Below are 25,204 nucleotides of genomic sequence, written 5' to 3'. Positions count from 1 at the left end.
GGGCCCCCCCCGGAACGGCAAGGGACGAGACGGTTACGCCGCGCGGATCTGGCGGAGCACCTTGTCGATGCCGTCGCGCAGGGTCTCGGTCTGCTGCGACACCTCGGCCGAGGCGCCGAGCACCTGGGAGGCCGCCGCGCCGGTGCGGGTCGCCGCCGCCGACACGGTCTCCATGCTGCCCGACAGCGCCGTGGTGCCGGTCGCCGCCTGCTCGACGTTGCGGGCGATCTCGCGGGTGCCCGCCTCCTGCTCCTCGACCGCCGCGGCGATGCCGCTGGAGATCTCGTTGATGGTGGCGATCGTGTCGACGATGCGGCGGATGGCGCCCGCCGCCTCCATGGTCACCGACTGGATCGACGAGATCTGCTGGGCGATCTGCTCGGTGGCGCCGGCCGTCTGGTTGGCGAGGTTCTTGACCTCCGAGGCGACGACGGCGAAGCCCTTGCCGGCCTCGCCGGCGCGCGCCGCCTCGATCGTCGCGTTCAGCGCCAGCAGGTTGGTCTGGCTGGCGATGGCCGAGATCAGTTCCACCACCTTGCCGATCTCCGCCGCCGAGGCCTGCAGGGTCTGCACCGTCTCGTCGGTGCGCTGGGCCTCGGTCGCGGCCTGGCCGGCGAAGCGGGCGGAGTCCGACACCCGCCGGCCGATCTCGCCGATGGACGCCGACAGCTCCTGGGCCGCCGCCGAGATGGTCTCGACGTTGCTGCGCGTCTGGTCGGCGGTGGCCGCCGCCTCGGTCGCCTCGTTGCGGTTCTGCTCGGCCGCCCGGGTCATCTCGCCGGCCATGGTGTGCATCTCGTCGGCGCGCGCCGACAGGGTGCCGACCACCGCCTTGATGGTGCGGTCGAGGTCGTCGGCGACCGCCAGCATGGCCGCCCGCCGTTCGGCGGCGGCGCGGGAACGCTCCTCCTCGGCGCGGGCGTTGGCCGCCTCGACCTCGCGGGCGGTGTCGCGGAACACCACCAGGGCCTGCGCCATGTCGGCGATCTCGTCCTTGCCGGCGGCATGGATCGGGTGGTCGAGATGGCCGCCGGCGATCACCCGCATGGCCTCGGCCAGCGCGGTCAGGCGGGCGACGATGTGGCGTCCGACCACCAGCCAGACGACGAGGATGGAGGCGATGACGCTGACCACCGCCAGGCCGGTGAGCCAGAGCCGGCCCTGGCTGACCGCGATGCCCGCGTCGGCGGACGCCGTCGTCGCGTGCTCGCGCGCCGAGGTCACCAATGTCACCGCGGCCTCGCTGAGCCGCGACGCCGACTGCGCGTTGGCCATCAGCAGGGCCGCCCCTTCGGCCTTGGAGGCGAGGCTGGCGGCGTGCACCGCGAAGATGCCGTTGTCACCGCTGCCGTAGGCCAGCAGGGCGCGGGCGCGCTCGGTCAGCTCGGCGCCCTTCTCGTCGCCCGCCAGCACCTCGAGCCGCGCCTCGATGGCGGCGCGGGAGGCCTCGAAGGCCCCTTCCAGATCGCCGACCACCGACAGCTTGGGCGCGGTGCCGGCCTGGTTCATCTGGCCGCTGACCAGGTTGGCGTCGGCGGCCAGCTCCAGGAGCGTGCGCACCGACACCAGGTCGCGGCGCACCGTGGCGAGGCGGTCCGACGACGAGGACCGCAGGTCGATGGTCGCCAGCTTGAAGGTGCCGCGGGCGCGCACGATGATCGAATCGAGCGTGCCGAGCACCGACTGCTCCAGCTCCGCCGCCTTGTCGATCGCCTCCATGAGGCTGGCCTGCATGGCGACGCGGTCGTCCGGCGACGTGTCCGGCGAGATCACCTTGCGCCGCCACTCGAAGGCGTCGGTCGGCGCGATTCCCAGCTTCAGCACGGCGTCGACCTGCTTGCCGAGGTCGGGCCACTGGCTGTCGCCCTCGAAGCGCTTGGCCCCCATCAGCGCCTTCGGCGCGCTGGTGCTGAAGGTCGTCATCAGCTCGTTCACGGCGTCGGCGTTGAACGCCTGGCCGAGGCTGCGCACCGACCGGGTCATCGCCGAGATCGCCATGCGCGCCTCGAAGGCGGCGATCAGGTTGGCGCTGTGTTCGTTGTCGAGACGGTCGGCGGTCGTCGTGATGCCGCTGTCGAGCTCGTTGGCGGAGGCCTCCAGGGCGGCGGTCTTGGCGTCCACCAGCGGCTGGATGACGGCCAGCAGGGCGGCGTGCGCCGCGTTCACCCCGTCGAGGATCTGGGCGCCGCGCTCGGCGTCGGTGATCGCCTTCTGCACCGAGGCGTCGAGGCTCGTCAGGTTGGCGAACATCGAATCGGCTTCGCTGCGCAGGCTGGCGAGAACCTCCGCGGGCGCCCCGAGCCGCTCGGCCTCGGCGATCAGGCCGGTCAGGGCCGCCTGCTGGGTCTCCAGATCCTTCTTGAGCGCCGACCGGCGCGCCTGCGTGTCGGCCGCCGCCAGCGCCGGAGCCAGGGCGACGACCCGGGCGCTCTCCGTCGCCAGACCCTGGGCCGCCGAGAGACTCGGCATGCTCTCGCCGGTGACCTCGGTCAGCGCGTCGTCGACCACGCCGAAGCACAGCCACCCCACGCCGGCCCCCAGAACCGCCAGCGCCGAAATCGCGCCCACCGAGAGCAGAAGCTTCCGGCCGATGCCGAACCTTCCCCTCGGAGCCCCCGACGTCGCGCCGCCGCCAGGTCTCGTGTTGCCGCTCATGCCCCGTCTCCTCAATCGAACGCTTTCTTCGGACCCGCCGGATGGGCACGGACATCGCGCCGTGCCAGTGTGCAACTGCAACACTTATGCGGGGGCGGTTTAAAATTCTGTCTACGGAAGGTAACATTTTCCTAAACGGACGCCTGCGCACGTTCGGTGTCACAGACGGCTCCTGCGCACACTATTTGTGACAAAAGCCGTTTGCCTGCAATTGGCCCATCCGTCACAACAAGTGCAATTCCTTCTGGTCATGCCAAGTCATAGACGGGGTCAATCCATGAAACCGGAGGCCGGCCAGAACGAAACCCAGAGCATTTTCCTGCCGGAAGGAGGGGAAACGGCGAACGTGTTTTACCCTTTATGGGCCATTTCGGGTCGGTGTGTCTGGCAATCCCGCCCCGGCATCGACCTCGCCGATCCCGTCGTTCTTTTCCGAGTGCGCCATCCAATTGCGGCCACGCATCGGGTGGATGCGCCATGACGGAGCATCGGGCACACGCCCCATGCGGCCAGGAGCCGCCGGAGCCGGCCGATCCGCCTTCGAACGGCGAGGTCCGCCTCGGCATGTTGAGCGATTTCGTCGGTTTCCATCTCCGCCTGGCCCAGGAAACGTCATACCAGGCATTCCTGCAGCGCATCCTTGCCGACGAGGAACTCGAGGGGCTGAAGCTCAAGCCCGGCCATCTCACCTTCTTCGCGCTGCTCGCCGAGAACCCCGGCATCACCCAGACCGCCCTGAGCCGCGCCAGCGGCCGCGACAAGTCGAGCCTGACGCCGGTGGTCGAGGATTTCGCCCGCCGCGGCTTCGTCGAGAAACGCCGGCTGCCGAACGACCGGCGCAGCTACGCCCTCAGCCTGACGCCGCGCGGCGAGGCGCTGCATCGCCGGCTGGCGGCCCACGCCGCCGCCCACGAGGCCGAACTCGACCGCGTCGTCGGCATCGAGAACAAGGCCGACCTCATCGGCGCGCTGCGGCGGATCAAGATGTCGCTGGGGTGAGCGCGCGGGCGCCGCACGCGGCAGCGGCGCCCCGTCGTGAAAGGCGCAGCCGACGTCAGTCGCACGCCGCCGTCCCATGCGGGCACGGGCCCCGCTCGAGCTGGACGGTGGCGTGGTCGATGCCGAAGCGGGTGCGCAGCACCCGGTTCACGGCGGCCAGCACGGCGTCGGAATCGGCACCGTCCTCGACCACCGCGTGCAGGGTCAGCAACGGCCGCTCGCCGGTCAGCGACCAGGCGTGGACGTGGTGGACGTCCACCACCCCGTCGACGTCGCGCAGCGCCGCCCCCACCCGCGCCGGGTCGACGTCGGGCGGCGTGCCCTCCAGCAGGATGTGCCCGGACTCGCGCACCAGCGCCAGCGCGCTGCGCAGGACGAGGAGGGACACCAGCACCGAGAGGATCGGGTCGATCGGCGTCCAGCCGGTCCACAGGATGATGCCCGCCGCGACGATGGCGCCGACCGAGCCCAGCAGGTCGCCCAGCACGTGCAGCGCCGCCCCGCGGACGTTGAGGTTGCCGCCGCCGCCGCGGTTCAGGATGACCAGCGCCACGACGTTCACCAGCAGGCCCAGCGCGGCGATCACCAGCATGGTGCCGCCCAGCACCTCCACCGGCGCGAACAGGCGGCCGACCGCTTCGGCGACGATCCAGCCGACGATGGCGAACAGCGCCAGCCCGTTGACGAAGGCGGCCAGCACCTCGAAGCGGTGCCAGCCGTAGGAACGCTGGGCGTCGGCCGGCCGGCGGCCGAGGCGGAAGGCGAACCAGGAGAGCGCCAGCGCCGCGAAGTCGGTCAGCATGTGCCCGGCGTCGGCAAGCAGCGCCAGCGAGCCCGAGATCAGGCCGCCCGCCACCTCGGCCAGCATGAAGCCGCCGGTCAGCAGCATCACCAGGAAGACCCGCCGCTCGCTGTCGGCCGTCACCTCCGGGGCATGGCCGCCGTGGCCGGCGCCACCATGGGAATGCCCGCCATGGGAATGCCCACCATGGGACGCTCCGCCATGGGCGTGCCCCCCTTGACCATGACCGCCGTGGGTATGTCCGCCGGAGGTATGCCCGCCGTCCGTGTGCCCGCGATCGCCGTGAACCATGCGCGCTCCCCTGTTTTCCGCCAATCCGCCGCGCCGAAGTCTACACCGGAGGGCCGGGGGAACGCCCGTGCCGAAGACGCGGAGCGGCCCGGCGCCCATCCGTCCGGGGAAGCCTACCCCTTCCTTGCGGTGGCGACCGCCGGAACCCCTGTCGTAAGACCCGCGCTCCCCTGCGGTTCTCTCCAGAAACAACAACAGACCCCACCAATGAAGACGGCCCTCGACAAGGCGGAGATCACCCCGCCCGCGCCGCCGGTCTGCTGCCATTGCGGACACCCCATCCTGCCCGGCCGCCCGCACTGGGCGGGCGATCCCCAGAACCGGCCCTGGCACTACGACTGCGCCGAGACGATGCGGCTGACACGGCCGCTCGCCGCGGCCCGTCCCGCGCCGGCCCGGATGGCCGCCGACGGCGGCGGGGACGTCCGGCCCGCCGCGCGGTGGGCGGGCCGACCTATCCGTTCGGGGGATATCCCCAGAAGGTGCGGATAAGTTTGTGGGAGACTCCGGGACGACTCCGTGAATCGTCACACGGAACAAGGCGCGGAGAGATTTGCCTAAAAAGCAGGCACGGATCACTCTCCCGGACATCGTCCCGCTGCGACCGACTGTCTCACCATTTGGGCAGCCTTCTTCCTATTTGACACACCATGGCGGCCAGCCCTACACTCCCGGGCAGGACGACGGGCGACGGATCGCTTTCCATGGTCGAGCATCGGGCAGACGCGCCGGACACGCCGGAACGGCCCCAGGTCAAGGGCACGCAGACGCTGCTGCGCGGCCTGGCGTTCCTCGAATGCGTGGCCGAAGGCGTCGACGACGTGAAGGGGATCGCCGCCCGGCTCGGCACACCGCGCAGCACCGCCCACCGCATGCTGAGCAGCCTGGTCGCCGAGGGCTATCTGCACCACGTGCCCTACAAGGGCTATCTGCTGGGGCCGAAGCTGATCGCGCTGGGCAGCAAGGCGCTGGAGCAGCGGCCCCTGGTCGCCGTCGCCCGGCCGCACCTCGAGGCGCTGGCGCGGCAGACCGGTGACACCGTCCATCTCGGCGTCGCCGAAGGCGCCGAGGTCTTCTACCTCGACAAGATCCCCGGCACCCACGGGTTGGAGATGCGCTCGCGCGTCGGCCACCGCATGCCGGTCGCCTCCACCGGCGTCGGCAAGGCGTTGATGCTGGGCATGCCGCGCAGCCGCTGGCGGGCCCTGTACGACCAGGCGTGCGAGATGTCGGCCGGCGTGCCCGAGCGGCCGCCGCTGGTTCCCTGGCCGGAGTTCGAGACGCGCCTCGCGCGCTACCAGAGCCAGGGCTGGTCGCTCGACCTCGAAGAGAACGAAATCGGCATCCGCTGCGTCGGCGCGCCGGTCCGCGACATCCGCGACCAGGTCGTCGCCGCCATCAGCCTGGCGAGTGCCATTCCCTACATGCCGGAAGGCCGGATGGCCGAGCTCGCACCGCTCGTCCGCGCGGCCGCCGACGCAATTTCGAAGGAACTGGGATGGACGCGGGAAACGGCCCGGAACGGGCAGCCCTGATCGCGCTGGACTGGGGCACCTCCAGTCTGCGCGGCTTCCTGATGGACGAAGCCGGCCGCGTGCTGGCGGAACGCGCCACGGCGCACGGCATCCAGAACCTGCCCGTCCCCGGCGCCGCCGGCTTCGAGCAGGCCTTCGCCGGGCTGTGCGGCGACTGGCTGGCGGCGTGGCCGGGCCTGCCGGTGGTGGCCGGCGGCATGGTGGGCAGCGCCCAGGGCTGGGTCGAGGCGCCCTACGTCCGCTGCCCGGCCGACACCGGCACCTTGGCGTCGCACGCCGCCGCCGTGACGACGGCGTCGGGGGTGCGCGTGCTGATCGCCCCCGGCGTGCTCTACGATCCCGCCGACGCCGCTCCCGACGTGATGCGCGGCGAGGAGATCCAGATCGCCGGCGCCCTGGCCGGCCGGCCCGACTGGGCGGCCCGGGCCTGCATGGTGCTGCCCGGCACCCACTCCAAATGGGTGCGGATCGGCGGCGGCCGCATCCTCGGTTTCGACACCTACATGACCGGCGAGCTGTTCGCCCTGCTGTGCCGCCATTCCATCCTCGGCCGGCTGATGCCGGACGGCGCGCCGGCCAAGCGCGACGACGCCGAGGACACCTTCGCCGAGGGCGTGCGCGCCGCCCGGGCCAGCGGGCCCGGCGACCTGCCGCACCAGCTCTTCGCCACCCGCACGCTGGGCCTCACCCACCGCAAGGCGCCGGAGCTGCTGAAGGACTATCTCTCGGGCCTGCTCATCGGCCACGAGCTGACCTCCGGTCTGGCCCGCATGGGCGAGGCGCTGACCGCCGGCGCGCCCCTGCTGCTGATCGGCGACGGCTCGCTGTGCCGCCGCTACGTCCGGGCGCTGGAGCTCCTCGGCGTCCCGCCGACGGCCCGCCTCGAGAACACCGCCCCCCTGGGGCTGCACCGGTTCGCCGCGGCGGCCCGGCTGATCGCCGCAACGCAAGAGCACACCCATGCCTGACGCCACCCTGACCGCGCGCCTGGAGGGCGCCTTCGCCGCCCTGCCCCTGGTCGCCATCCTGCGCGGGCTGACCCCCGGCGAGGCCGAGGCCGCCGCCGACGCGCTCTACGAGCAGGGCTTCCGCCTCATCGAGGTGCCGCTCAACTCGCCCGAGCCGTTCGACAGCATCGCCCGCATCCGCCGCCGCCTGCCGGCCGACGCGCTGGTCGGCGCCGGCACCATCACCGAGACCGGGCAGGTGGCCCGGCTGGCCTCCCTGGGCGCCGAGCTGGCGGTGATGCCGCACGCCGACGTCGCGGTGATCGGCGCCGCCGCGGCCGCCGGGCTGGCCTGCGTGCCCGGCGTCGCCACCCCGACCGAGGCCTTCGCCGCGCTCAAGGCGGGGGCCGCCGCGCTCAAGCTGTTCCCGGCGGAGCTGCTGACCCCGCCGGTGCTCAAGGCCCTGCGCACCGTGCTGCCGCCGGGCACCCGCCTGCTGCCGGTCGGCGGCATCACGCCGGACACCATGGAGCCCCACTGGCGCGCCGGCGCGGCCGGCTTCGGTCTGGGCTCGGCCCTCTACACGCCGGGGCTGGCCACCGCCGACCTGGCGGAGCGGGCGCGCCGGTTCGCCGCCGCCTGGAGAGGGCTGCCGCCGCGCTGATCCCGCCGCCCCCCGTTCCCCGACGGGCGATGCCGTCTCGAGGCGACCGCAGAACGCGCCGCCGGACATCGCCCCGCACCCACCGCCCCAACCAAGCCCCAAGGGAGTTCGCTATGAAGTGTCTTCGCCTTCTCACCGGCGCCCTCACCGGCGCCGTGGTGTCCGCCGGCCTGATGGCCGGCGTCCAGGCCGCCGAATACCCGACGAAGCAGATCGAGCTGATCGTCCCCTACGCCGCCGGCGGCGGCACCGACCTGGTGGCCCGCGCCTTCGCCGACGCCGCCAACCGCCACCTGCCGAAGGCCATCGGCGTCGTCAACAAGACCGGCGGCGCCGGCGCCGTCGGCCTGACCGAGATCATGGCCGCCCGCCCCGACGGCTACAAGATCGGCATGGGCACGGTGGAGATCACCATGCTGCCGCATCTCGGCCTCGCCCAGTTCTCGGTCGACGACTACACCCCGATCGCCCGCCTGAACGCCGAGCCGAGCGCCGTCACCGTCAACGCCGACGCGCCGTGGAAGACGATCGAGGAGTTCCTCGCCGAGGCCAAGGCGAACCCCGGCAAGGTGCGCATCGGCAACTCCGGCACCGGCGCCATCTGGCACCTCGCCGCCGAGGCGATGGGCAAGAAGGCGGGTGCGGTCTTCAACCACATCCCCTACGACGGCGCCAACCCGGCGGTCACCGCGCTGCTCGGCAACCACATCGAGGCGGTCACCGTGAGCCCGGCCGAGGTGGCGAGCCAGGTGGCGGCGGGCAAGCTGCGCATCCTCGCCGTCATGGACGAGGAGCGCTCCACGACCTTCCCCGACGTGCCCACGCTGAAGGAGAAGGGCATCGACGTGTCGGTCGCCACGTGGCGCGGCATCGTCGTGCCGAAGCGCACGCCGAAGGCGGTCGTCGACACGCTGCGCTCCGCCGCCAAGGCGGCGGCCGAGGAGCCCTCCTTCCGCGACCAGCTGAAGAAGATGAACCTCACCTACGCCTACGCCGACTCCGACCAGTTCAAGGCGGTCATGCAGAAGGACAACGCGTTCTTCAAGCAGCTGATGACCGAGCTCGGCATCGCGCAGTGACCGGCGCCCGTCCCCGGCGGCGTGGCCGCCGGGGACGGTCCCTCGTCCGGAAGGAGCCCCCGCCATGAGCCACGCCCCGCAAACGGACGGCGACGACGACGGCCTGCGGCCGACCGATCGCCTCGCCATCCTCGTCATCGCCGGCCTCGTCGTCGCCGTGTCCGTCGCCGCCATCGTCACCGCGCTGGGCTTCCCGGCGACCCGGCTGGCGACCGACGTCGGCCCGGCCCGCTTCCCCATCGTCTACGCCATCGCCCTGATCGGCCTCAGCGCCGTGCTGGCGATCAACACACTGCGCGCGCCGTCCGCACCGCCGCAACAGGTCCCCGCGGCGGACCGGCCCAGCTACGGCGCCGTGGCCGCCGGCATCGTCGCCACCGCCATCTGCATCTTCGCCATGGATTATCTCGGCTTCCTCGTGACCATGGCGGTCTACCTGTTCGGTCTCATGCGGTTGATGGGACGGCGCACTCTCCTCTGGAACGCGGTCATCGCGGCCGGGCTAACGGCTGTCATCTACGTCGCCTTCCTGCACGGCCTGAACGTCCCGCTTCCCGAAGGAAGCCTCTTCGAATGACCCGGCGTCGGATGCTGCCGGCGGAGGCCTGACATGTTCGAACTCGATCTGCTTCTTCAGGGCGCGCAGACGCTGATGGCCCAGCCCTTCGCGCTGTTGCTGGCCCTGGTGGGCGTGGCACTCGGCATCGTCATCGGTGCCCTGCCCGGCCTGACGGCGACCATGGGCGTCGCCATCCTGCTTCCCTTCACCTTCGGCATGGACCCCCTGTCGGGTCTGCTGATGATCTGCGGCGTCTTCTTCGGCGGCATCTACGGCGGTTCGGTCACCGCCATCCTGCTGAAGATCCCCGGCACCCCGGCCGCCGCCGCCACCGCCATGGACGGCTACGAGCTGACCAAGAAGGGCCAGGCCGGCATCGCGCTCGGCACCGCCACCTTCTCGTCCTTCCTCGGCGGCACCGGCAGCGTGCTGGTGCTGATCTTCCTGGCGCCGATCCTCGCCAGCTTCGCGCTGGAGTTCAGCGCGTCGGAATCCTTCGCCCTCGCCGTCTTCGGCCTCAGCATCATCGCCAGCATCTCCGGCAAGTCGGTGATCAAGGGACTGATCACCGGCTTCCTCGGGCTGCTGCTGGCCACCGTCGGCCTCGATCCGATGGCCGGCTTCCCGCGCTACACCGGCGGCTACACGGAGCTCTTCAGCGTTCCGTTCATCCCGGTGATGATCGGCCTGTTCGCCGCCGCCGAAGCCTTCAAGGCGATGGAGCATTCCTCTTTCGGCGGCAGCGCGGCCGCTGCGCTCGGGCGGATCATCCCGCCCTGGAGCACCTACCGCCGCATGCTGGTCACGGTGCTGCGCTCGATGGGGCTGGGTGTCGTCATCGGCATCATCCCGGGTGCCGGCGCCGACATCGCCGCCTTCGTCGCCTACAACGAGGCCAAGCGCTTCAGCAAGACACCCGAGAACTACGGCAAGGGCGAGCTGAACGCGGTCGCCGCCTGCGAGTCCGGCGCCAACGGCTGCACCGGCGGCGCGCTTCTGACCATGCTGACGCTGGGCATCCCCGGCGACGCGGTCACCGCGGTGATGCTGGGGGCGCTCACGCTCCAGGGGCTTCAGCCGGGGCCGCTGCTGTTCCAGGACCACGCCGACCTGGTGTTCACGCTGTTTGCCGGCATGCTCTTCTGCTACGTCGCCATGCTGGTGATGGGCCTCGCCTCGCTGCGCTTCATGGGCCGCATCCTGCAGATGCCGAAGTCGATCCTGACGCCGGCCATCCTGGCGCTGTGCATCGTCGGCACCTACGCCCTCAACAACAGCCTGTTCGACGTCGGCATCATGCTGGCCGCCGGCGTGATCGGCTACTTCATGCAGAAGTGGGACTTCCCGGCCTCGCCCGTGGTGCTGGCATTGATCATGGGGCCGATGGCCGAGGCCAACTTCCGCCGCGCCCTGTCGCTCTCGGACGGCAGCCTCGACTTCCTCTACACCCGGCCGATCACCGTGGTGCTGTTGGTCACCGCGGCGTTCACCCTGCTGCTGCCGCTGGTCCGGCGCTACATCAGCCACCGCGCCGCCGGCCGCAACCCGGCCGCCGATTCCGGTGCGGCCTACGACGCGGCGGGGAGCGGCCAATGACGACCGTCACCGCCATCGGCCTCGATGCGGTGATCCTGCCCGACCTACGCACCGGCACCGGAGAGAACCCGGTGTGGGATGCGCAGTCCGGGCGGTGGGTCTGGATCGACATTCCCGCCGGCCGCATCCACCGCTTCGATCCCTCATCCGGGGCCCTCGCCACCTGGTCCGTGGAGGAGCCGGTCGGCTGCCTCGCCCTGCGGCCGGACGGCAGCGCGGTCGTCGGCTGCCAGACCGGCGTCTTCGCCGTGGCCCTGTCCGGCGACGGCGGTCCCGCCGCCATGACCCGCCTCGCCACCGCCGCCTTTCCCCGCGACGGCATGCGCTTCAACGACGGCCGGTGCGACCGCCAGGGCCGGCTGTGGCTCTCCAGCATGGTCAAGGACATCGCCCAGGGCGACCGCTCCGGCGCCTGGCACCGCTTCACCCCGGGCGAGGGGCTGCGGGAGACCGGCCTCGGCGGCTACATCATCCCCAACGGCTCCGCCTTCAGCCCGGACGGGCGGACCTTCTACGCCTCCGACAGTCACCGCGACGTGCGCACGGTCTGGGCGTGGGACTACGACCCCGAGGCCGGCGTCCCCAGCGGCCGCCGCGTGTTCGCCGAGCTCGGCGCGGACGGCGGCCGCCCCGACGGGGCGACGGTGGACGCCGACGGCTGCTACTGGATCTGCTGCCTCGACGCCGGCTGCATCAAGCGCTTCACGCCGGACGGGCGGCTCGACCGCCGCATCGACGTGCCGATGCGCAAGCCGACCATGTGCGCCTTCGGCGGCGACGACCTGCGCACGATGATCGTCACCTCGCTCTGCCGCGGGCCGGACGATCTCGCCGACGACCCCCACGGCGGCCGGGTGCTGATGTTCCGCCCCGGCCCCCAGGGCCTTCCCGAACCGCGCCTGCTCGGCTGAGCGGGCGCGCTCCCACGACCTGACAAGAGGCAAGGCATGTTTGACGATCTGAAGGGCAAGCGCGTGCTCGTCACCGGCTCCACCATGGGCATCGGCCTGGCGGCGGTGGAGGCCTTCGCGCGCGCCGGCGCCAAGGTCGGCATGAACGGGCGCCGCACCCCGGCCGACCTGGACGCCACCCTGGCCCGCCTGAACGATCTCGGCGGCGAGGTGGCGTTCTTCCCGGCCGACGTGTCGTCCAGCGAGGCCTGCGCCACGCTGGTGGAGGCGTTCGTCGCCCGCTTCGGCGGTCTCGACGTGCTGGTCAACAACGCCGGCGGCCTGGTCGGCCGGACGCCGCTGGAGGAGATCGACGACTCCTTCTTCGACGCGGTGACCGACCTCAACGCCCGCTCCGCCCTGATGACGACCAAGTACGCCCTGCCCCACCTCAGGGCCTCGGCCAAGGCGAGCGGCACCACGGCGGCGGTGATCTCGGTGGGCTCGGTCGCCGGCTACACCGGCGGCGGCCCCGGCGCCGGCCTCTACGGCGCGGCCAAGGCGTGGCTGCACAACATCCAGAAGAACTGGGTGACCTTCCACACCAAGGACGGCATCCGCTTCAACATGGTCTCGCCCGGCACCTTCGACACCGCCTTCCACGCCGACAAGGACGAGGCGACCAAGACGAAGATCGGCCAGGGCTTCCCGATGGGCCGCTTCGGCCGCGCCGAGGAGTGCGCCCCGGCCTTCCTGTTCTTCGCCTCGCACGCCTGCAGCGGCTACATCACCGGCCAAGTGCTGGACGTCAACGGCGGCCAGTACATGCCCTGAGCCACCGGGCGGCTACGACCACGGCGTCCACGTGTTGTGTTCGGGGACGCCCGGGCGAGCGACCGCCCGGGTGCTGGAGCCTGCCGGACGACCTCGGCGGTCCGGCCGTGTTCCTGGCCTCGGCGGCGTCCGACTACGTGCACGGCACGATCCTGCCGGTGGACGGCGGCTGGCTGGCCCGCTGGCCCCTGCCGAAAGGCGAAGCCCTCCGCCTTTCGGCAGGGATATCCCCAGAACGTGCGGATAAGTCTGTGGGCGAGTCCGGGACGACTCCGTGGATGATCCCAGGCGACAAGGATCGCGGGGATCTGCCTAATTATTCGGCAATCCGTCAGCGCCGCCGGCCGGCGAAGATCGCCTTGTCGATCACCGCGTGCACGCCGACGTTGCCGTCGGCCACCTGGGTGACGCCGAAGTCCACCGCCAGCGACATCAGGCTGAGCGCCTCGTCCTCGGCGAGGCCGTAGACGTCCATCAGGAAGCGGCGGGCCTGGCGGAAGGCGTTGCGCAGGGCGAGGTCGACGGTGGAGCGCTTGTAGACCTCGGTCTGCGCCGGCCGGCCGAGGTCGCGCAGGTAGTTCTCGAAGCTGAAGCTCTGCACCACCCAGTGGGTCGGCGTCTCGATGAGCGGCGTCTTGAGGCCGCGCAGATGGGGCTCGGCGTGCCTCCCCTGCTTGTGCAGGCGGATGCGCAGGTCGCCGGTGAGCGAACACTCCAGGCCGGTGCCGTTGACCTCGCCGTCGGCCTGCGCGAAATGGCCGTCGCCGACCGACAGCAGGGCCCCCTCGACGGCGACCGGCAGGAACAGGCGCGCCCCCTTGCCGGCCCGCCAGTTGTCGATGTTGCCGCCGAAATAGCCCGGCGGGATGGAATCGACCATGTCGGCCTCGCGCGGCGCCACCCCGATGAAGCCGAAGTGCGGCCGCGCCGGGACCCGCACCCCCTCCAGGACGCCGCCGGTGCGGGCGACGGTGGCGGGGTCGACGACGACGCCGGGATAGTCGATCCGCTCGTGCACCACGCCGAAGGGATCGGTCTGCGGCGTCCAGCGGTAGCTGTGGAGGGCGCGGGCGAAGCCGGGCTCCGCCAGGTCGATCTCGTAGATGGTGACGACCTCGCGCCGCGGCGCGTCGTGCAGGGGGTCGTTGTACTGGAATCCCCACCAGGCCGAGGCGTTGCTGGCGAAGGCCTTGCCGGCGAAGGCGGGATTGCCGCTGGGGCGGGGCCACAGGTCGAGGATCTCGACCTCCAGCACGTCGCCCGGCTCGGCGTCGCGGACGTGGATGGGGCCGGTGCAGATGTGCACGCCGAACCCCTCGCCGGCGCCGCGCCCGAACACCCGCCCGTCCATCGGCCCGGCGCCCCGCCGGTCGACGGCCTTGCCCTCGCGGGTCCATGCGAAGACGCTCTCCGCCGCCGGGTCGCCGGCGATCATGCGCTCGTAGTCGTCGCCGCCGTGCTGGGTGAGCGTCTCGACGCGGACCGTCGCCCCGGAGCGCACGCGCAGCACCGGCGGCAGGTGGCGGCTGAGATAGCCCCAGTGCACCGTGCCCGGGCGGGCCGGGAGGTGGTGGCTGCCGGCGGGCGGGGCCGCCGGCTCGGGCGGGCCGGGATGGTCCCGGTCGGCGGCGGCGGCGGCGGCGGCCGGACCGGCCCCGGCCGCCCCCTGGTGCCGCGGCGCCCGGCTCGCCCCGCCCGGGATCGCCCGCAAGGGGCCGGGGTTGCCGCGCAGCGGGTAGGACGCGGGCGGCGGTGCCGCGGAGCGGACGGCGCGCGGCGGCACGCCGAAGGCGGCGCTGAAGGCGCGGCTGAAGTGGGCCTGGTTGGCGAAGCCCCAGCGCAGGGCGATCTCGGCGACGCTCTCCCGCGCGTGGTTGGGGTCCTGCAACTCGCCTTTGCAGCGGTCGAGCCGGCGCCGGCGGACGTAGGAGGAGAAGCTCTCCTGGCGCCGTTCGAACAGGCGCTGCAGGTAGCGGACCGACATGCCGACCGCGCGGGCGACGTCGCACAGCGCCAGCTCGGGTTCCGACAGGCGGCTGTCGATGGCCGCCGCGACGCGGCGGAAATGCGCGGCCTGCACCTGGGTCATGGCGCCGTCGGGTGCCCGCGCTTCCGACAGCAGCGCGCTGACCGCCAATTCGGTGACCGCCGTCTCGACCGCGCCGAGGCAGGCCTGCTCCACCGTGTCGACGGAGCCGGCGAGCACCCGCAGCAGCGCCTTGGCCGACTGCGCCGCCACGGTGCTCCCCAGCACCAGCGGCAGCGGGACGCGGCTGCGCCCCAGCCGGACGGCCAGCGACGGGCGCGGCAGCTCCAGGAAGACCGCGTCGAAGTCCTGGCGCCAGCCGAGCTGCCACGGCACGCCGAGGTCGAGGACGACGAGATCGCCGTCGGCGAATTCCAGCAGCCGCGTCCCGGCGCGCAGGCTGCCGCGCCCCTTGAGGACCAGCAGCAGCAGGAAGGGAGCGTCCGCCGTCGGTTCGCCGCCGGGCCCCTGGCGCTGCGGCGAGCCGGAGACGAGGGCGAGGCGCGCGCCGCTCGACGAGCGCTTCAGGCGGATGGCGCCGCCGACCTCGTCGCCGGCGGCCAGGCAGCGCAGGGACAGGGCGGCGAGGGCGGCGTCCCAGGCGGCGCGGCGGCCGGCGGCGGGAAAGCTGTCGACGTTGAGATGCAGCGGGCTGGCGGACATGCCGTCACCTTCCTTGCTCGCGGCCCTTGCTCGCGGCCCTTGCTCGCGGCCCTTTCTCGTGGACCTGGCCCGCGGCCGGTCCGCCGGCCGCGACGCGCAACGGGTGCGATCCCCGTCGGGCGCATCGACCATGGTAAGCCTATCCGACGCCGATCTTTTGACGCAATGCGAACAAACTCTTGCCCATGGCCGACGCGGCGACCGCCACGCCGCGCCGGCAGGCCCTGCCACTCCATAGACAACGTGTTGATTTCGAATACGTTTTCCCACACGGCCGCGGCCCGGGGCCGGCCGCCACCGGCGGCGCGGCCGGCGCGCGCGCCTGTTGCTGCGGCGCCGAAGATGCGCCGATAGTCGTGGGCGACGTTCCCCCCTGCAGCGACGGAGGCTCGCCCATGTGCCGTGGTGACGACGTGACCTGTCCCGATTTCCAGGCCCACCGCAAGGCGTTCCAGGACGACATCGACGCGGAACGCCGCGGCTTCCTGCGCAGCGGCGTGTACGCCACGGGAGGGCTGGCGGCGCTGGCCGGCGCCGGCGGCCTCAGCGTGGTGACGCCGGGGCTGGCCCGCGCCTCCGCCGCCCGGCAGCCGCAGCAGCGCTCCCACCATTACCTGCCGGCCAACGCCGAGACGGTCCACTGGGGCTATTTCAGCAAGGGCCTGAAGCCGCGCCTGGAGGTCGACAGCGGCGACTACGTCACCGTCGAGACGCTGACCCACCACGCCGGCGACGACCTCGAGCGCATGGTGCAGGGCGATCCCGGGGCCGAGAGCGTCTATCTCTGGACCAAGGACCGCAAGGGCGTCGACCGCCGCGGCGCCGGCCCGACCGATCCCAAGGCCTACAAGAAGGGCTCCGGCGAGGGGATGGGCGTGCACATCATGACCGGCCCGGTCTTCGTGCGCGGCGCCGAGCCCGGCGACATCCTGGAGGTGCGCATCCTCGACTGCGTGCCCCGGCCCTGCGCCAACCCGGCCCACAAGGGCAAGGCCTTCGGCTCCAACGCCGCGGCCAACTGGGGCTTCCATTACAACGACATGCTGGGCGGCGCCAAGCGCGAGGTGGTGACCATCTACGAGGTCGACGCCACCGGCGGCCGCAGCTGGGCCGAGGCCGTCTACAGCTTCAAGTGGGTGCCGCAGACCGACCCGTTCGGCGTCGAGCACGCGACCATCGACTACCCCGGCGTGCCGGTGGACCACCGGCTGACGTCGCGCAACCACGACGTCCTGAAGGGCATCCGGGTGCCGATCCGCCCGCATTTCGGGACCATGGGCCTGGCGCCGGCCGAGGCCGAGTTCGTCGACACGGTGCCGCCCAGCTACACCGGCGGCAACATCGACAACTGGCGCATCGGCAAGGGGGCGACGATGTACTATCCCGTGTCGGTCGCCGGGGCGCTCCTCTCGGTGGGCGACCCCCACGCCTCCCAGGGCGACAGCGAGCTGTGCGGCACCGCCATCGAGTGCTCGCTGACCGGCACCTTCCAGCTCATCCTGCACAAGAAGGCGGACCTCGCGGGAACGCCGCTGGAGGAGCTGAACTATCCCCTGCTGGAGAGCCAGACCGACTGGCTGGTGCACGGCTTCTCCTTCGCCAACTACCTGGCCGAGCTCGGGCCCGAGGCGCAGAGCGCGATCTATGCGAAGTCGTCGGTCGACCTGGCGCTGCGCGACGCCTTCCGCAAGATGCGCCACTTCCTGATGACGGCGAAGGGGCTGAGCGAGGACGAGGCGGTGTCGCTGATGTCGATCGGCGTCGATTTCGGCATCACCCAGGTGGTCGACGGCAACTGGGGCGTCCACGCCGTCATCAAGAAGGACATCTTCTCCGGCCGCGTCTAGCGGCATCGGCCGTCGGGGGGGCGGCGGGCGGCGGGCCGGGCGCCCGCCCGCAGCCCAGCCCCCTGCGAAATCGGGGTTGCGGGGACGCGGGGAAAGCGGGTTTCATCCGCCTCCCCGTCACCCTGCCCCGCGCGCCGATGCCCGTCCCCGCCCCCGCCGCCCGCCGCACCTCCGACGGCCGACTCCCCGAAGGCCGACTCTCCGACGGCCGCGCGCGATGACCCGCCTGCAGGCCAATCTCCTCCTCACCCTGACGGCGGTCATCTGGGGCAGCACCTTCGTCGTCCAGCGCATCGCCGACGCCACGGTGGAGCCGATGGCGTTCACCGGCGCGCGCTTCCTCCTCGCCGCCCTGGCGGTGCTGCCCTTCGCCGGGCGCCGGGCGCCGGGCGGCCGCCGGCTGACCGCGGCCGACGCGCTGGGCATCGCCGCCACCGGCGGCGCCCTGTACGCGGCCGCCCTGCTCCAGCAGATCGGCATCGGCCGGACCAGCGTCGCCAACGCCGGCTTCCTCACCGCCCTCTACGTGCCGCTGGTGCCGCTGATCGGGCTGGCGGCGCTGCGCCAGGTCCCCCACCCCGTGGTGTGGCCGGCCGCCGCCGGCTGCCTCGCCGCGGCCTGGCTGCTGAGCGGCGCCGGCGCCGTCTCGATCGCGCCCGGCGATCTGTGGGTGATCGCCGGCGCGGTGTTCTGGGCGGCCCACGTGCTGCTGGTGGGCGCCATGGTCCGGCGCACCGGGGCGCCGCTGACGGTCGCCGCCGGGCAGTTCCTGGTGTGCGGCGCCCTCGGTGCGGCGACCTCGGCGGCGGTCGAGTCGACCGGGCCGGCGGCGCTGCTCGACGCCTGGTGGACCATCGCCTATTGCGGCCTGCTGGCGGGCGCGCTGGCCTATTCCTTCCAGGCCATCGCGCAGCGCCACACGGCACCGGCCGACACCGCCGTCATCCTCAGCGGCGAGACGGTGGTGGCCGCCGTCTCCGGCGCCGTGGTGCTGGGCGAGCGGCTGCCCGCTCCGGCGCTGGCGGGCTGCGCCCTGATGCTGACCTGCATCCTGACGGTGGAGCTGCTGCCGCTGCGCCGCCGCCTGCGGGCCTGCACGCCATGAGCGAGGTCGCGCTGCAGCCTCCCGCCACGCCCTGGCGCCGCGCCTTCGTGCTGAGCCTGCCGATCCTGGTGGGCTACGTGCCGATCGGCGTCGCCTTCGGCGTGCTGTGGGTGCAGCAGGGCCTGCCGCCGCTCGGCGCGCCGCTGCTGGGGGTGCTGGTCTACGCCGGCGCCTCGCAGTTCCTGGCCGCCGGCATGCTGGCGGCGGGCCAGGGGCCCGTCGAGGTGGCGCTGGCGACCCTGGTGCTGAACGCCCGCCACGCCATCTACGGCCTCGCCTTCCTCGACCGTTTCCCCGGCTGGAGTGCCGCCAAGGCCTATTTCGCCTTCGCGCTCACCGACGAGACCTACGCCGTCCTGGCCGCCGCCGCGCCGGCACAGACCCACGGCGACGCCGCGCCGGGCCTGCTGTGGCGGGTGGCGCTGCTGAACCAGGGCTACTGGGTGACCGGCTGCGCGCTGGGCGCGGCGCTCGGCGGTTTCCTGCCGGGAACGGTGCAGGGCCTCGACTTCGCCCTGACGGCGCTGTTCATCGTGCTGCTGCTGGAGCAGATGCGCACCCGGCGCAAGGCCCTGGCCGCCCTGGTCGCGGCGGGTGCCGCGGCGGCCGTGCTGGTGTCGTTCGGCACCGCGGGGACGCTGCTGCCGGCGCTGGCGGCGGCGCTGGTCGCCGTCGTGCTGGCGGACCGGGCGGGGCGCCGGCCATGACCGCCACCGTCCTCCTGACCGCCGTGCTGATGGCGCTGGCGACGGCGGCGGTGCGCTTCCTGCCCTTCCTGGTGGGCGCCCGGCTGGCCGGCCCGGCGCTGCGGCGCCTGTTCGCCGAGCTGTTCCCGCCGGCGGTGCTGGCCGTGCTGATCGTCCACATGGGCTGGGGCCTCGGCGCCGCCGCGGCGCCGACGCCGCTGGCCCAGGGAATCGGCGCCGCGGTGACGGTGGCGGCCCATCTGGCGCTGCGCAACCTGCTGCTGTCGGTGGGCTCCGGCACCGCCGCCTGCATGCTGGTGCTGCACCTCGCGGCGGCGTGACGCCGGCCGCGCCGACAACCGGCATCGGCCGCTATTGCGACGGCCACGATCGAGCGTTCCAACACGGTGGCGGCCGAGATGAGCCGGACATCGGCGCCGCCGATGGCGCGCGCGTAGCGCACGGCGTCCGGCTCGGCGAGGAGAACGCCATGGTGGCCGACGTGTCGACGACCGTCAGCCCGGCAGCCCCTCGCCGTCGTAGCCGACGATCGCGTCCGGCGACCGGGGATCGAGAACCGGCAGGGCCGCCAACGCACGATGCCGTTGCGCCATCCGCGCCTCGGCCTCCCCGGCGCTGCGGACCCGGCGGGCGCGCAGGCGCTGCGCCTCGCGGCGCAGCGGATCGAGCACGAGCTGGGCGGTGCCCTTCCCGGCCGCCGCCGTCCGTTCGCCGACCAGCGCCTCAGCCTCGCGGTTCTCGATGTGGATCGACCTGCCGCCCCCGCCGAAGACCTCCCGGCCTTGAGGATAGGCCCTTTCCTCAGGGCGTGGAAGGACCGGCCGCCGGCACCGGGCAGCCGTAGCCGTCCGCCAGTTCCCGCAGCTTGCCCCAGGTCGTCACGTCGACCGGGATGCCGTTCGCCTTGCGCTCCTCCGTCGGCTCGCGCTCCGGGTCGCCCGGCGCCATGACGCGGGTGCCGGGCTTGGCCGGCTGGGCGCGCAGATCGTCCAGGAAGGCGGCGATGCGGGCGTTCATCATCGCCAGCGGCTGGAACACGTCCGGCCGCAGGACGATGAAGAAGTGCCCGAGCTCGGCCTTCTGCGACAGGTCCGGCCCGGCGAACGGCGGCAGCGCCGCGCCGTGCAGCATGCCGGTGAAGGCCGAGCACAGCAGGTCGACCATCGCCGCCAGCCCCGCCCCCTTGTAGCCGTAGCTGGTGCCGCCCAGCGGCAGCAGCGCCACCGCCCGGTGGGGATCGGTGGTCACCGCGCCGTGCTCGTCCACCGCCACGTCGGGCGGCAGCGGCTGGCCGCTGGCGCGGCGCAACAGCACGCGGTTCAAGGGGATGCTGCTGGTCGCCATGTCCAGCAGCATCGGCTCGTCGCCCTCGACCGGCACGGCGAAGCTCAGCGGGTTGGTGCCGTGGAACGCCTTGATCCCGTCGTGCGGCACGACGATGGCGTCGGCGTGGGTCATGCCGATGGCGGCGTAGCCGCGCCTGGCCGCCGCCAGGGTGTAGCAGCCGGTCGCCCCGTGGTGGGAGGAGCGGCCGACGCCCACCGCGGCGATGCCGGTCTCCCGCGCCAGCGCGATGCCCTCGTCGATGGCGCGGAAGCTCGCCAGGTGGCCGAAGCCGTTGTCAGCGTCGACGTGCCCGACCGCCGGGGCGGAGCGGGTGAAGCGGACGTCCGGGTCGGGGTTGATCCGCCCCGCCGCCAGGGTCGCCACGTAGTGCGGCACGAGGCGCACGCCGTGGGTGTCGAAGGCGCGCGCCGAGGCGTCGACGACGGCGCGGGCGACCGCCGCAGCGCCATCGCGGCCCGACCCGGCCGCCACCAGCAGCGCCTCGATGAAGGTCTCCAGGTCGGCGCGGGGGACCCGCACCTCGTCGAACGTCTCCATGGCTACACCGGGAGCTGGCGCAGCGACGCCACCGCGGTCATGACGCCGCGGATCTCGGCCAGCCCGCGCAGGCGGCCGATGGCGGGATAGCCCGGATGGGTCGGCTTGCCGACGTCGTCCAGCAGCTCGTGCCCGTGGTCGGGGCGGAAGGGGATGCGCCAGCGCGGGTCGCCGGCGTCGCGGCGGCGCTTCTGCTCCTCCAGCAGGGTCGTCACCACCGCGACCATGTCGACGTCACCGCCGAGGTGGTCGGCCTCCTGGAACGAGCCGTCGGGGTCCTTGGTGACGTTGCGCAGGTGGGCGAAGGCGATCTTCGGCGCGAAGCGCCGGGCCATCGCCGGCACGTCGTTGTGCCGGCCGGCCCCCAGCGAGCCGGTGCAGAAGGTGATGCCGTTGGCCTCGGACTCCACGGCGCCGACGATGAAGGCGAGGTCGTCCTCGGTCGAGACGATGCGCGGCAGGCCCATCAGCGGGCGCGGCGGGTCGTCGGGGTGGATGCACATGCGCACGCCCACCTCCTCGGCCGTCGGGATCACCTCCTCAAGGAAGCGGGCGAGCCGCTCGCGCAGGGCGTCGACGGTCATGCCGCGGTAGCGCTCCAGCATGGCGCGCAGGCCCGGCACGTCGTAGCGGTCGAAGGCGCCGGGCAGGCCGGCCATGATGTTGGCCAGCAGCCTCTTCTTGTCGGACTCGCTGGCCCGTCCGATCCAGGCGCGGGCGCGGGCCAGCACCTCGGGGTCGTGCTCGTCCTCGGCGCCCGGGCGCTCCAGGATGTGGACGTCGAAGGCGGCGTACTCGAAGGCGTTGAAGCGCAGCGCCGTGCCGCCGCCCGGCACCGGGGCGGCGAGGTCGGTGCGCGTCCAGTCCAGCACCGGCATGAAGTTGTAGCACACCGTCGTCACGCCGCAGGCGGCGAGGTTGCGCAGGGACTGGCGGTAGTTCTCGAACAAGGGCGCCAGGTCGCCCTCGCCGATCTTGATGGATTCGTGGATCGGCAGGCTCTCCACCACGCTCCAGCGCAGGCCCAGCGCGGGGTCGGCGGCGATGGCGGCCTTGCGCCGCTCGATCTCCTCCACCGGCCAGACGACGCCGTAGGGGATGTGGTGCAGGGCCGTGACGATGCCGCTGGCCCCGGTCTGACGGATGTGACCGAGCCGGATCACGTCGTCCGGCCCCCACCAGCGCCAGGTCTGTTCCATGGGTTCTCTCTATCCTCGATGATCTCGTCCGCCTCAGCGGAACAACAGGTTGGGCAGCCAGAGCGACAGCGCCGGGATGAAGGACACCAGCAGCAGGACGATCAGGTTGCACAGCAGGAACGGCCAGATCGCCTTGGTGATCTCGGCCAGCGAGACCTTGGCGATGTTGGCCGCGACGAACAGGCAGACGCCCACCGGCGGCGTCGTCAGGCCGATCATCAGGTTCAGGACGGCGAAGGTGGCGAAATGGATGGGGTCGATGCCCACCTGGGTCGCCACCGCCAGCAGCGGCGGGAACAGGATGATCAGCGCGGCGATCGTCTCCATGAAGGTGCCGACGATCAGCAGCAGCACGTTGATCATCAGGATGATCAGGTACTTGTTGGTGGTCAGCGCCATCATGGCGGCGGCGATGGTCTGCGGGATCTGCTCGCTGGTGAGGATCCAGCCGAAGACGTTGGCCAGCCCCACCAGCAGGATCAGCCCGCCGGAGCCGATGGCGCTCTCCAGCATCAGCCCCGGCACGTCGCGCAGGCGGAAGCCCTTGTAGACGAAGAGGCCGATGACGAAGGCGTAGAGCGCGGCGACGATCGACGCCTCGGTCGGCGTGAAGACGCCGCCGACGATGCCGTAGAGGATGATCACCGTCATCAAGAGCGCCCAGACCGCGGCGCGGCTGGAGCGCAGCAGCTCGGCGAAGCCGGCCCAGGTCCCCTTGGGATAGCCGCGTTTGCGCGCCAGGATGTAGACGGTGATCATCATGCCGAGGCCCAGCATCAGGCCGGGGACGGCGCCGGCCATGAACATCTTGCCGACGGACAGGCCGGTCAGCGTGCCGACGATGATCATCGGCACGCTGGGCGGGATGATCGGCCCGACCGTCGAGGCGGCGGCGGTGACGGCCGCGGCGAAGGGCCGGTCGTAGCCGGACTTGCTCATGGCCGGGATCATCACCGCGCCGATGGAGGCGGTCTCCGCCACCGCGGTGCCGGAGATGCCGGCGAAGATCATCGACCCCGTGACGTTGGCCAGCCCCAGCCCGCCGCGGATGTGGCCGACCAGCGCGTTGCCGAAGCGCACGATCTGGTCGGTGATGCCGCCGCCGTTCATCAGGTTGCCGGCCAGCACGAAGCCGGGGATGCACAGCAGGACGAAGCTGTCCATGCCGGCGAACATGAACTGCGGGACCACCGTCAGGTCGATGCCGGCGAGCCAGAGATAGACGGCCGCCGACAGGCCCAGCGCGATGCTGATCGGCACGCCGAGGACCAGGGCGACGGCGAAGCTGCCGAAGAGGGCGGCGATCAGCATCAGGTCAGCTCCCCACGTTCCATGTCGATGCGCTCGGGATGGCCGAGGCCGAGCAGCCGGGCGACCGAGAAGAAGGCCAGCGACACCGGGATGATCAGCGCCACCACGTAGACGCCGACCATCGGCAGGTCGATGGAGCGCGCCCGCTCGCCGAAGCTGCCGTCGACGTAGAGCCAGGCGCCGGGGATGATGGCCAGCGAGAACGCCAGGACGACCACGTCCACCACCCGGTCGACGACCCGGCGGGCCCCGTCGGGCAGCGGCGCCACGAACAGGTCGACGTTGACGAGGTCGCCGCGCAGCAGCGCCAGGCCGCAGGAAAAGGCCACGAGGTAGACCAGCGCGAAGCGCGCCACCTCCTCGGTCCAGGCCGGCGAGCGGATGCCGGGCACGCGCCCGGCCACCTGCAACAGGACGACGGCGACCAGCACCGCGAAGGCGGCCAGCGTACCGTACCGGCACAGCCCGCTCGCCCCGGCGACGAGAATCGCGAGGACTCTCCGCATCGGAACTCTCCGGAACAGCAGTGGGCGTCCGCCGCCGCCCGAGGCCGGGGCCCCGGGCGGCGGCGACGGGTCAGGCGGCGACGATCTCTTCGTAGAGCGGCTTGATCTCCGGGTTGAGCGCGGCGGCGACCGCCTCGCGGCCGCGGTTGGCGAAGGCCTCCTTGTCGACCTCGACGAACTCCATGCCCTTGGCCTTGAGGTCGGCGGCGAGCTGCTTCTCGTCGGCCAGGAAGAGCTCGCGCTCGTAGGCCTGGGCGGCCGCCGCGGCCTCGGCGATGGCAGTCTGCTGCGCCTCGGGCAGGCGGCTCAGCTTCTTGGCCCCGCCCACGAGGTAGATCCAGCTGATGACGTGCTCGGTCAGGTTGACGTACTTCTGCACCTCGAAGAAGCTGGCCGACTTGATCAGGGCCAGCGGGTTCTCCTGGGCGTCGATGATGTGGCTCTGCAGCGCGGTGAACACCTCGGAGAAGGCCATCGGCGTCGGCTTGGCGCCCAGCGCGTCCCAGAACTTGACGAACAGCGGCACGTTGGGAACGCGCAGCTTCAGGCCGTCGAGCTCGTCCGGGCTCTTGACCGGCCGGTTGGAGGTGAGGTTGCGCGGGCCGCGGGCGAAGTAGGTCAACGGCCGCAGGTCGGTCTTGTCCTCGATGTTGGCGGCGATCTTCTTGCCGGTCTCCCCCTTCACCACCTTGTCCAGGTGGTCGAGGTCGCGGATGGCGTAGGGCACGGCCAGCAGGGCGGCGCTCGGCGCCCAGTTCTGCAGGGATTCGCCGGTGATGGTGAAGTCGACGATGCCGAGCTGGATGCCCTTGATGAGGTCGGTTTCCTTGCCCAGCTGCTCGTTGGGGAAGACGCTGACCTTGAGCGCGCCGTCGGTGCGCTTGGCGACCTCCTCGGCGAACTTCAGCGACGCCTTGTGCCAGACGTTGTCCTCGTTGCCGAGATGGCCGAGCTTCAGGGTCGTCTGCGCCCGGACGATGGCCGGCGCGCCAGTGACCGCGGCGGCGGCGCCGAGTCCGGCGACGCCGAGGCCGAAGGCGCGGCGGGACAGCGGGGTCTTGAACTCCATGGGTGACTCCTCCGTTTCGATCGTTGGTTCGACGGT

General features: G+C 72.2%; 23 protein-coding genes. 14 read left to right on the top strand and 9 right to left on the bottom strand.

The annotated features are described in order from the left end of the window. Nucleotides 1-33 precede the first annotated feature (33 nt). Complete coding sequence (locus ACSBPG_RS10025) at nucleotides 34-2,655, bottom strand: methyl-accepting chemotaxis protein (protein ID WP_435537012.1); 2,622 nt, start codon at nucleotides 2,653-2,655, stop codon at nucleotides 34-36. 277 nt (nucleotides 2,656-2,932) lie between these two features. Here ACSBPG_RS10025 and ACSBPG_RS10020 point away from each other — a divergent pair, with 277 nt between their 5' ends. Next, nucleotides 2,933-3,136 (top strand): hypothetical protein, encoded by a 204-nt coding sequence (locus ACSBPG_RS10020; RefSeq protein WP_435537011.1) that lies wholly within the window; start codon nucleotides 2,933-2,935, stop codon nucleotides 3,134-3,136. Nucleotides 3,137-3,219: 83 nt separating this feature from the next. Further along, entirely contained in the window at nucleotides 3,220-3,654 is a 435-nt protein-coding gene (locus tag ACSBPG_RS10015) for a MarR family winged helix-turn-helix transcriptional regulator (RefSeq protein ID WP_435537010.1), read from the top strand. Between the two features lie 55 nt (nucleotides 3,655-3,709). Here ACSBPG_RS10015 and ACSBPG_RS10010 read toward each other — a convergent pair whose 3' ends face one another. Then, nucleotides 3,710-4,579: a cation diffusion facilitator family transporter gene (locus tag ACSBPG_RS10010; protein ID WP_435537009.1), complete on the bottom strand. Its 870-nt coding sequence runs from the start codon at nucleotides 4,577-4,579 to the stop codon at nucleotides 3,710-3,712. Nucleotides 4,580-5,451: 872 nt separating this feature from the next. On the opposite strand from ACSBPG_RS10010, the gene ACSBPG_RS10005 reads away from it, so the two are divergent. The 8 genes from ACSBPG_RS10005 (at nucleotide 5,452) to ACSBPG_RS09970 (ending at nucleotide 12,851) form a co-directional block, all read left to right on the top strand. Continuing rightward, the gene (locus ACSBPG_RS10005; RefSeq protein WP_435537008.1) at nucleotides 5,452-6,282 is read left to right on the top strand and encodes an IclR family transcriptional regulator; all 831 of its coding nucleotides are present in this window, start codon (nucleotides 5,452-5,454) and stop codon (nucleotides 6,280-6,282) included. Beyond that, on the top strand, nucleotides 6,246-7,250 hold the full coding sequence (locus ACSBPG_RS10000) for a 2-dehydro-3-deoxygalactonokinase (RefSeq protein WP_435537007.1): 1,005 nt from the start codon (nucleotides 6,246-6,248) through the stop codon (nucleotides 7,248-7,250). The genes ACSBPG_RS10005 and ACSBPG_RS10000 overlap by 37 nt, the downstream gene beginning before the upstream one ends. Then, nucleotides 7,243-7,893: a 2-dehydro-3-deoxy-6-phosphogalactonate aldolase gene (locus ACSBPG_RS09995; RefSeq protein ID WP_435537006.1), complete on the top strand. Its 651-nt coding sequence runs from the start codon at nucleotides 7,243-7,245 to the stop codon at nucleotides 7,891-7,893. Before ACSBPG_RS10000 ends, ACSBPG_RS09995 begins: the two co-directional genes overlap by 8 nt. 113 nt (nucleotides 7,894-8,006) lie before the next feature. Continuing rightward, nucleotides 8,007-8,972: a tripartite tricarboxylate transporter substrate binding protein gene (locus tag ACSBPG_RS09990; RefSeq protein ID WP_435537005.1), complete on the top strand. Its 966-nt coding sequence runs from the start codon at nucleotides 8,007-8,009 to the stop codon at nucleotides 8,970-8,972. A gap of 64 nt (nucleotides 8,973-9,036) precedes the next feature. Further along, nucleotides 9,037-9,549 carry a tripartite tricarboxylate transporter TctB family protein gene (locus ACSBPG_RS09985; RefSeq protein WP_435537004.1) on the top strand — a complete coding sequence of 171 codons (513 nt, stop codon included), beginning with the start codon at nucleotides 9,037-9,039 and terminating at the stop codon, nucleotides 9,547-9,549. Nucleotides 9,550-9,582: 33 nt separating this feature from the next. Continuing rightward, nucleotides 9,583-11,127, top strand: coding sequence for a tripartite tricarboxylate transporter permease (locus ACSBPG_RS09980; RefSeq protein WP_435537003.1), 1,545 nt, complete (start codon nucleotides 9,583-9,585; stop codon nucleotides 11,125-11,127). After that, nucleotides 11,124-12,038 carry an SMP-30/gluconolactonase/LRE family protein gene (locus tag ACSBPG_RS09975; RefSeq protein ID WP_435537002.1) on the top strand — a complete coding sequence of 305 codons (915 nt, stop codon included), beginning with the start codon at nucleotides 11,124-11,126 and terminating at the stop codon, nucleotides 12,036-12,038. The genes ACSBPG_RS09980 and ACSBPG_RS09975 overlap by 4 nt, the downstream gene beginning before the upstream one ends. Nucleotides 12,039-12,074: 36 nt before the next feature. Then, the gene (locus tag ACSBPG_RS09970; protein ID WP_435537001.1) at nucleotides 12,075-12,851 is read left to right on the top strand and encodes an SDR family NAD(P)-dependent oxidoreductase; all 777 of its coding nucleotides are present in this window, start codon (nucleotides 12,075-12,077) and stop codon (nucleotides 12,849-12,851) included. 331 nt (nucleotides 12,852-13,182) lie between these two features. On the opposite strand, the gene ACSBPG_RS09965 is transcribed toward ACSBPG_RS09970, so the two are convergent. After that, complete coding sequence (locus ACSBPG_RS09965; protein ID WP_435537000.1) at nucleotides 13,183-15,540, bottom strand: acetamidase/formamidase family protein; 2,358 nt, start codon at nucleotides 15,538-15,540, stop codon at nucleotides 13,183-13,185. 395 nt (nucleotides 15,541-15,935) lie between these two features. Here ACSBPG_RS09965 and ACSBPG_RS09960 point away from each other — a divergent pair, with 395 nt between their 5' ends. From ACSBPG_RS09960 to ACSBPG_RS09945, 4 genes are all read left to right on the top strand, one after another. Further along, nucleotides 15,936-17,387 (top strand): acetamidase/formamidase family protein, encoded by a 1,452-nt coding sequence (locus ACSBPG_RS09960; RefSeq protein WP_435536999.1) that lies wholly within the window; start codon nucleotides 15,936-15,938, stop codon nucleotides 17,385-17,387. Between the two features lie 217 nt (nucleotides 17,388-17,604). Further along, complete coding sequence (locus ACSBPG_RS09955) at nucleotides 17,605-18,492, top strand: DMT family transporter (RefSeq protein WP_435536998.1); 888 nt, start codon at nucleotides 17,605-17,607, stop codon at nucleotides 18,490-18,492. Continuing rightward, the gene (locus ACSBPG_RS09950; RefSeq protein ID WP_435536997.1) at nucleotides 18,489-19,199 is read left to right on the top strand and encodes an AzlC family ABC transporter permease; all 711 of its coding nucleotides are present in this window, start codon (nucleotides 18,489-18,491) and stop codon (nucleotides 19,197-19,199) included. Before ACSBPG_RS09955 ends, ACSBPG_RS09950 begins: the two co-directional genes overlap by 4 nt. Next, nucleotides 19,196-19,519, top strand: a complete 324-nt coding sequence (locus tag ACSBPG_RS09945; RefSeq protein ID WP_435536996.1) for a branched-chain amino acid transporter permease — start codon at nucleotides 19,196-19,198, stop codon at nucleotides 19,517-19,519. Before ACSBPG_RS09950 ends, ACSBPG_RS09945 begins: the two co-directional genes overlap by 4 nt. 174 nt (nucleotides 19,520-19,693) lie before the next feature. Here the strand turns inward: ACSBPG_RS09945 and ACSBPG_RS09940 are convergent, their stop codons facing one another. From ACSBPG_RS09940 to ACSBPG_RS09915, 6 genes are all read right to left on the bottom strand, one after another. Beyond that, nucleotides 19,694-19,942 (bottom strand): type II toxin-antitoxin system VapB family antitoxin, encoded by a 249-nt coding sequence (locus tag ACSBPG_RS09940; protein ID WP_435537029.1) that lies wholly within the window; start codon nucleotides 19,940-19,942, stop codon nucleotides 19,694-19,696. A gap of 58 nt (nucleotides 19,943-20,000) precedes the next feature. Further along, entirely contained in the window at nucleotides 20,001-21,083 is a 1,083-nt protein-coding gene (locus ACSBPG_RS09935) for an Ldh family oxidoreductase (protein ID WP_435536995.1), read from the bottom strand. Between the two features lie 2 nt (nucleotides 21,084-21,085). Beyond that, nucleotides 21,086-22,282 (bottom strand): mannonate dehydratase, encoded by a 1,197-nt coding sequence (uxuA, locus tag ACSBPG_RS09930; protein ID WP_435536994.1) that lies wholly within the window; start codon nucleotides 22,280-22,282, stop codon nucleotides 21,086-21,088. A 33-nt stretch (nucleotides 22,283-22,315) separates the two neighbouring features. Continuing rightward, nucleotides 22,316-23,593 (bottom strand): TRAP transporter large permease, encoded by a 1,278-nt coding sequence (locus ACSBPG_RS09925; RefSeq protein ID WP_435536993.1) that lies wholly within the window; start codon nucleotides 23,591-23,593, stop codon nucleotides 22,316-22,318. Then, on the bottom strand, nucleotides 23,593-24,099 hold the full coding sequence (locus ACSBPG_RS09920; protein ID WP_435536992.1) for a TRAP transporter small permease: 507 nt from the start codon (nucleotides 24,097-24,099) through the stop codon (nucleotides 23,593-23,595). The genes ACSBPG_RS09925 and ACSBPG_RS09920 overlap by 1 nt, the downstream gene beginning before the upstream one ends. A 70-nt stretch (nucleotides 24,100-24,169) precedes the next feature. Further along, entirely contained in the window at nucleotides 24,170-25,168 is a 999-nt protein-coding gene (locus ACSBPG_RS09915; RefSeq protein WP_435536991.1) for a TRAP transporter substrate-binding protein, read from the bottom strand. Nucleotides 25,169-25,204 lie beyond the last annotated feature (36 nt).

The sequence above is a fragment of the Azospirillum sp. ST 5-10 genome (assembly GCF_051225715.1).
Lineage (GTDB): Bacteria > Pseudomonadota > Alphaproteobacteria > Azospirillales > Azospirillaceae > Azospirillum.
The sequence above is the reverse complement of the archived record's forward strand: the minus strand, read 5'-3'. Positions and strand labels throughout refer to the sequence as shown.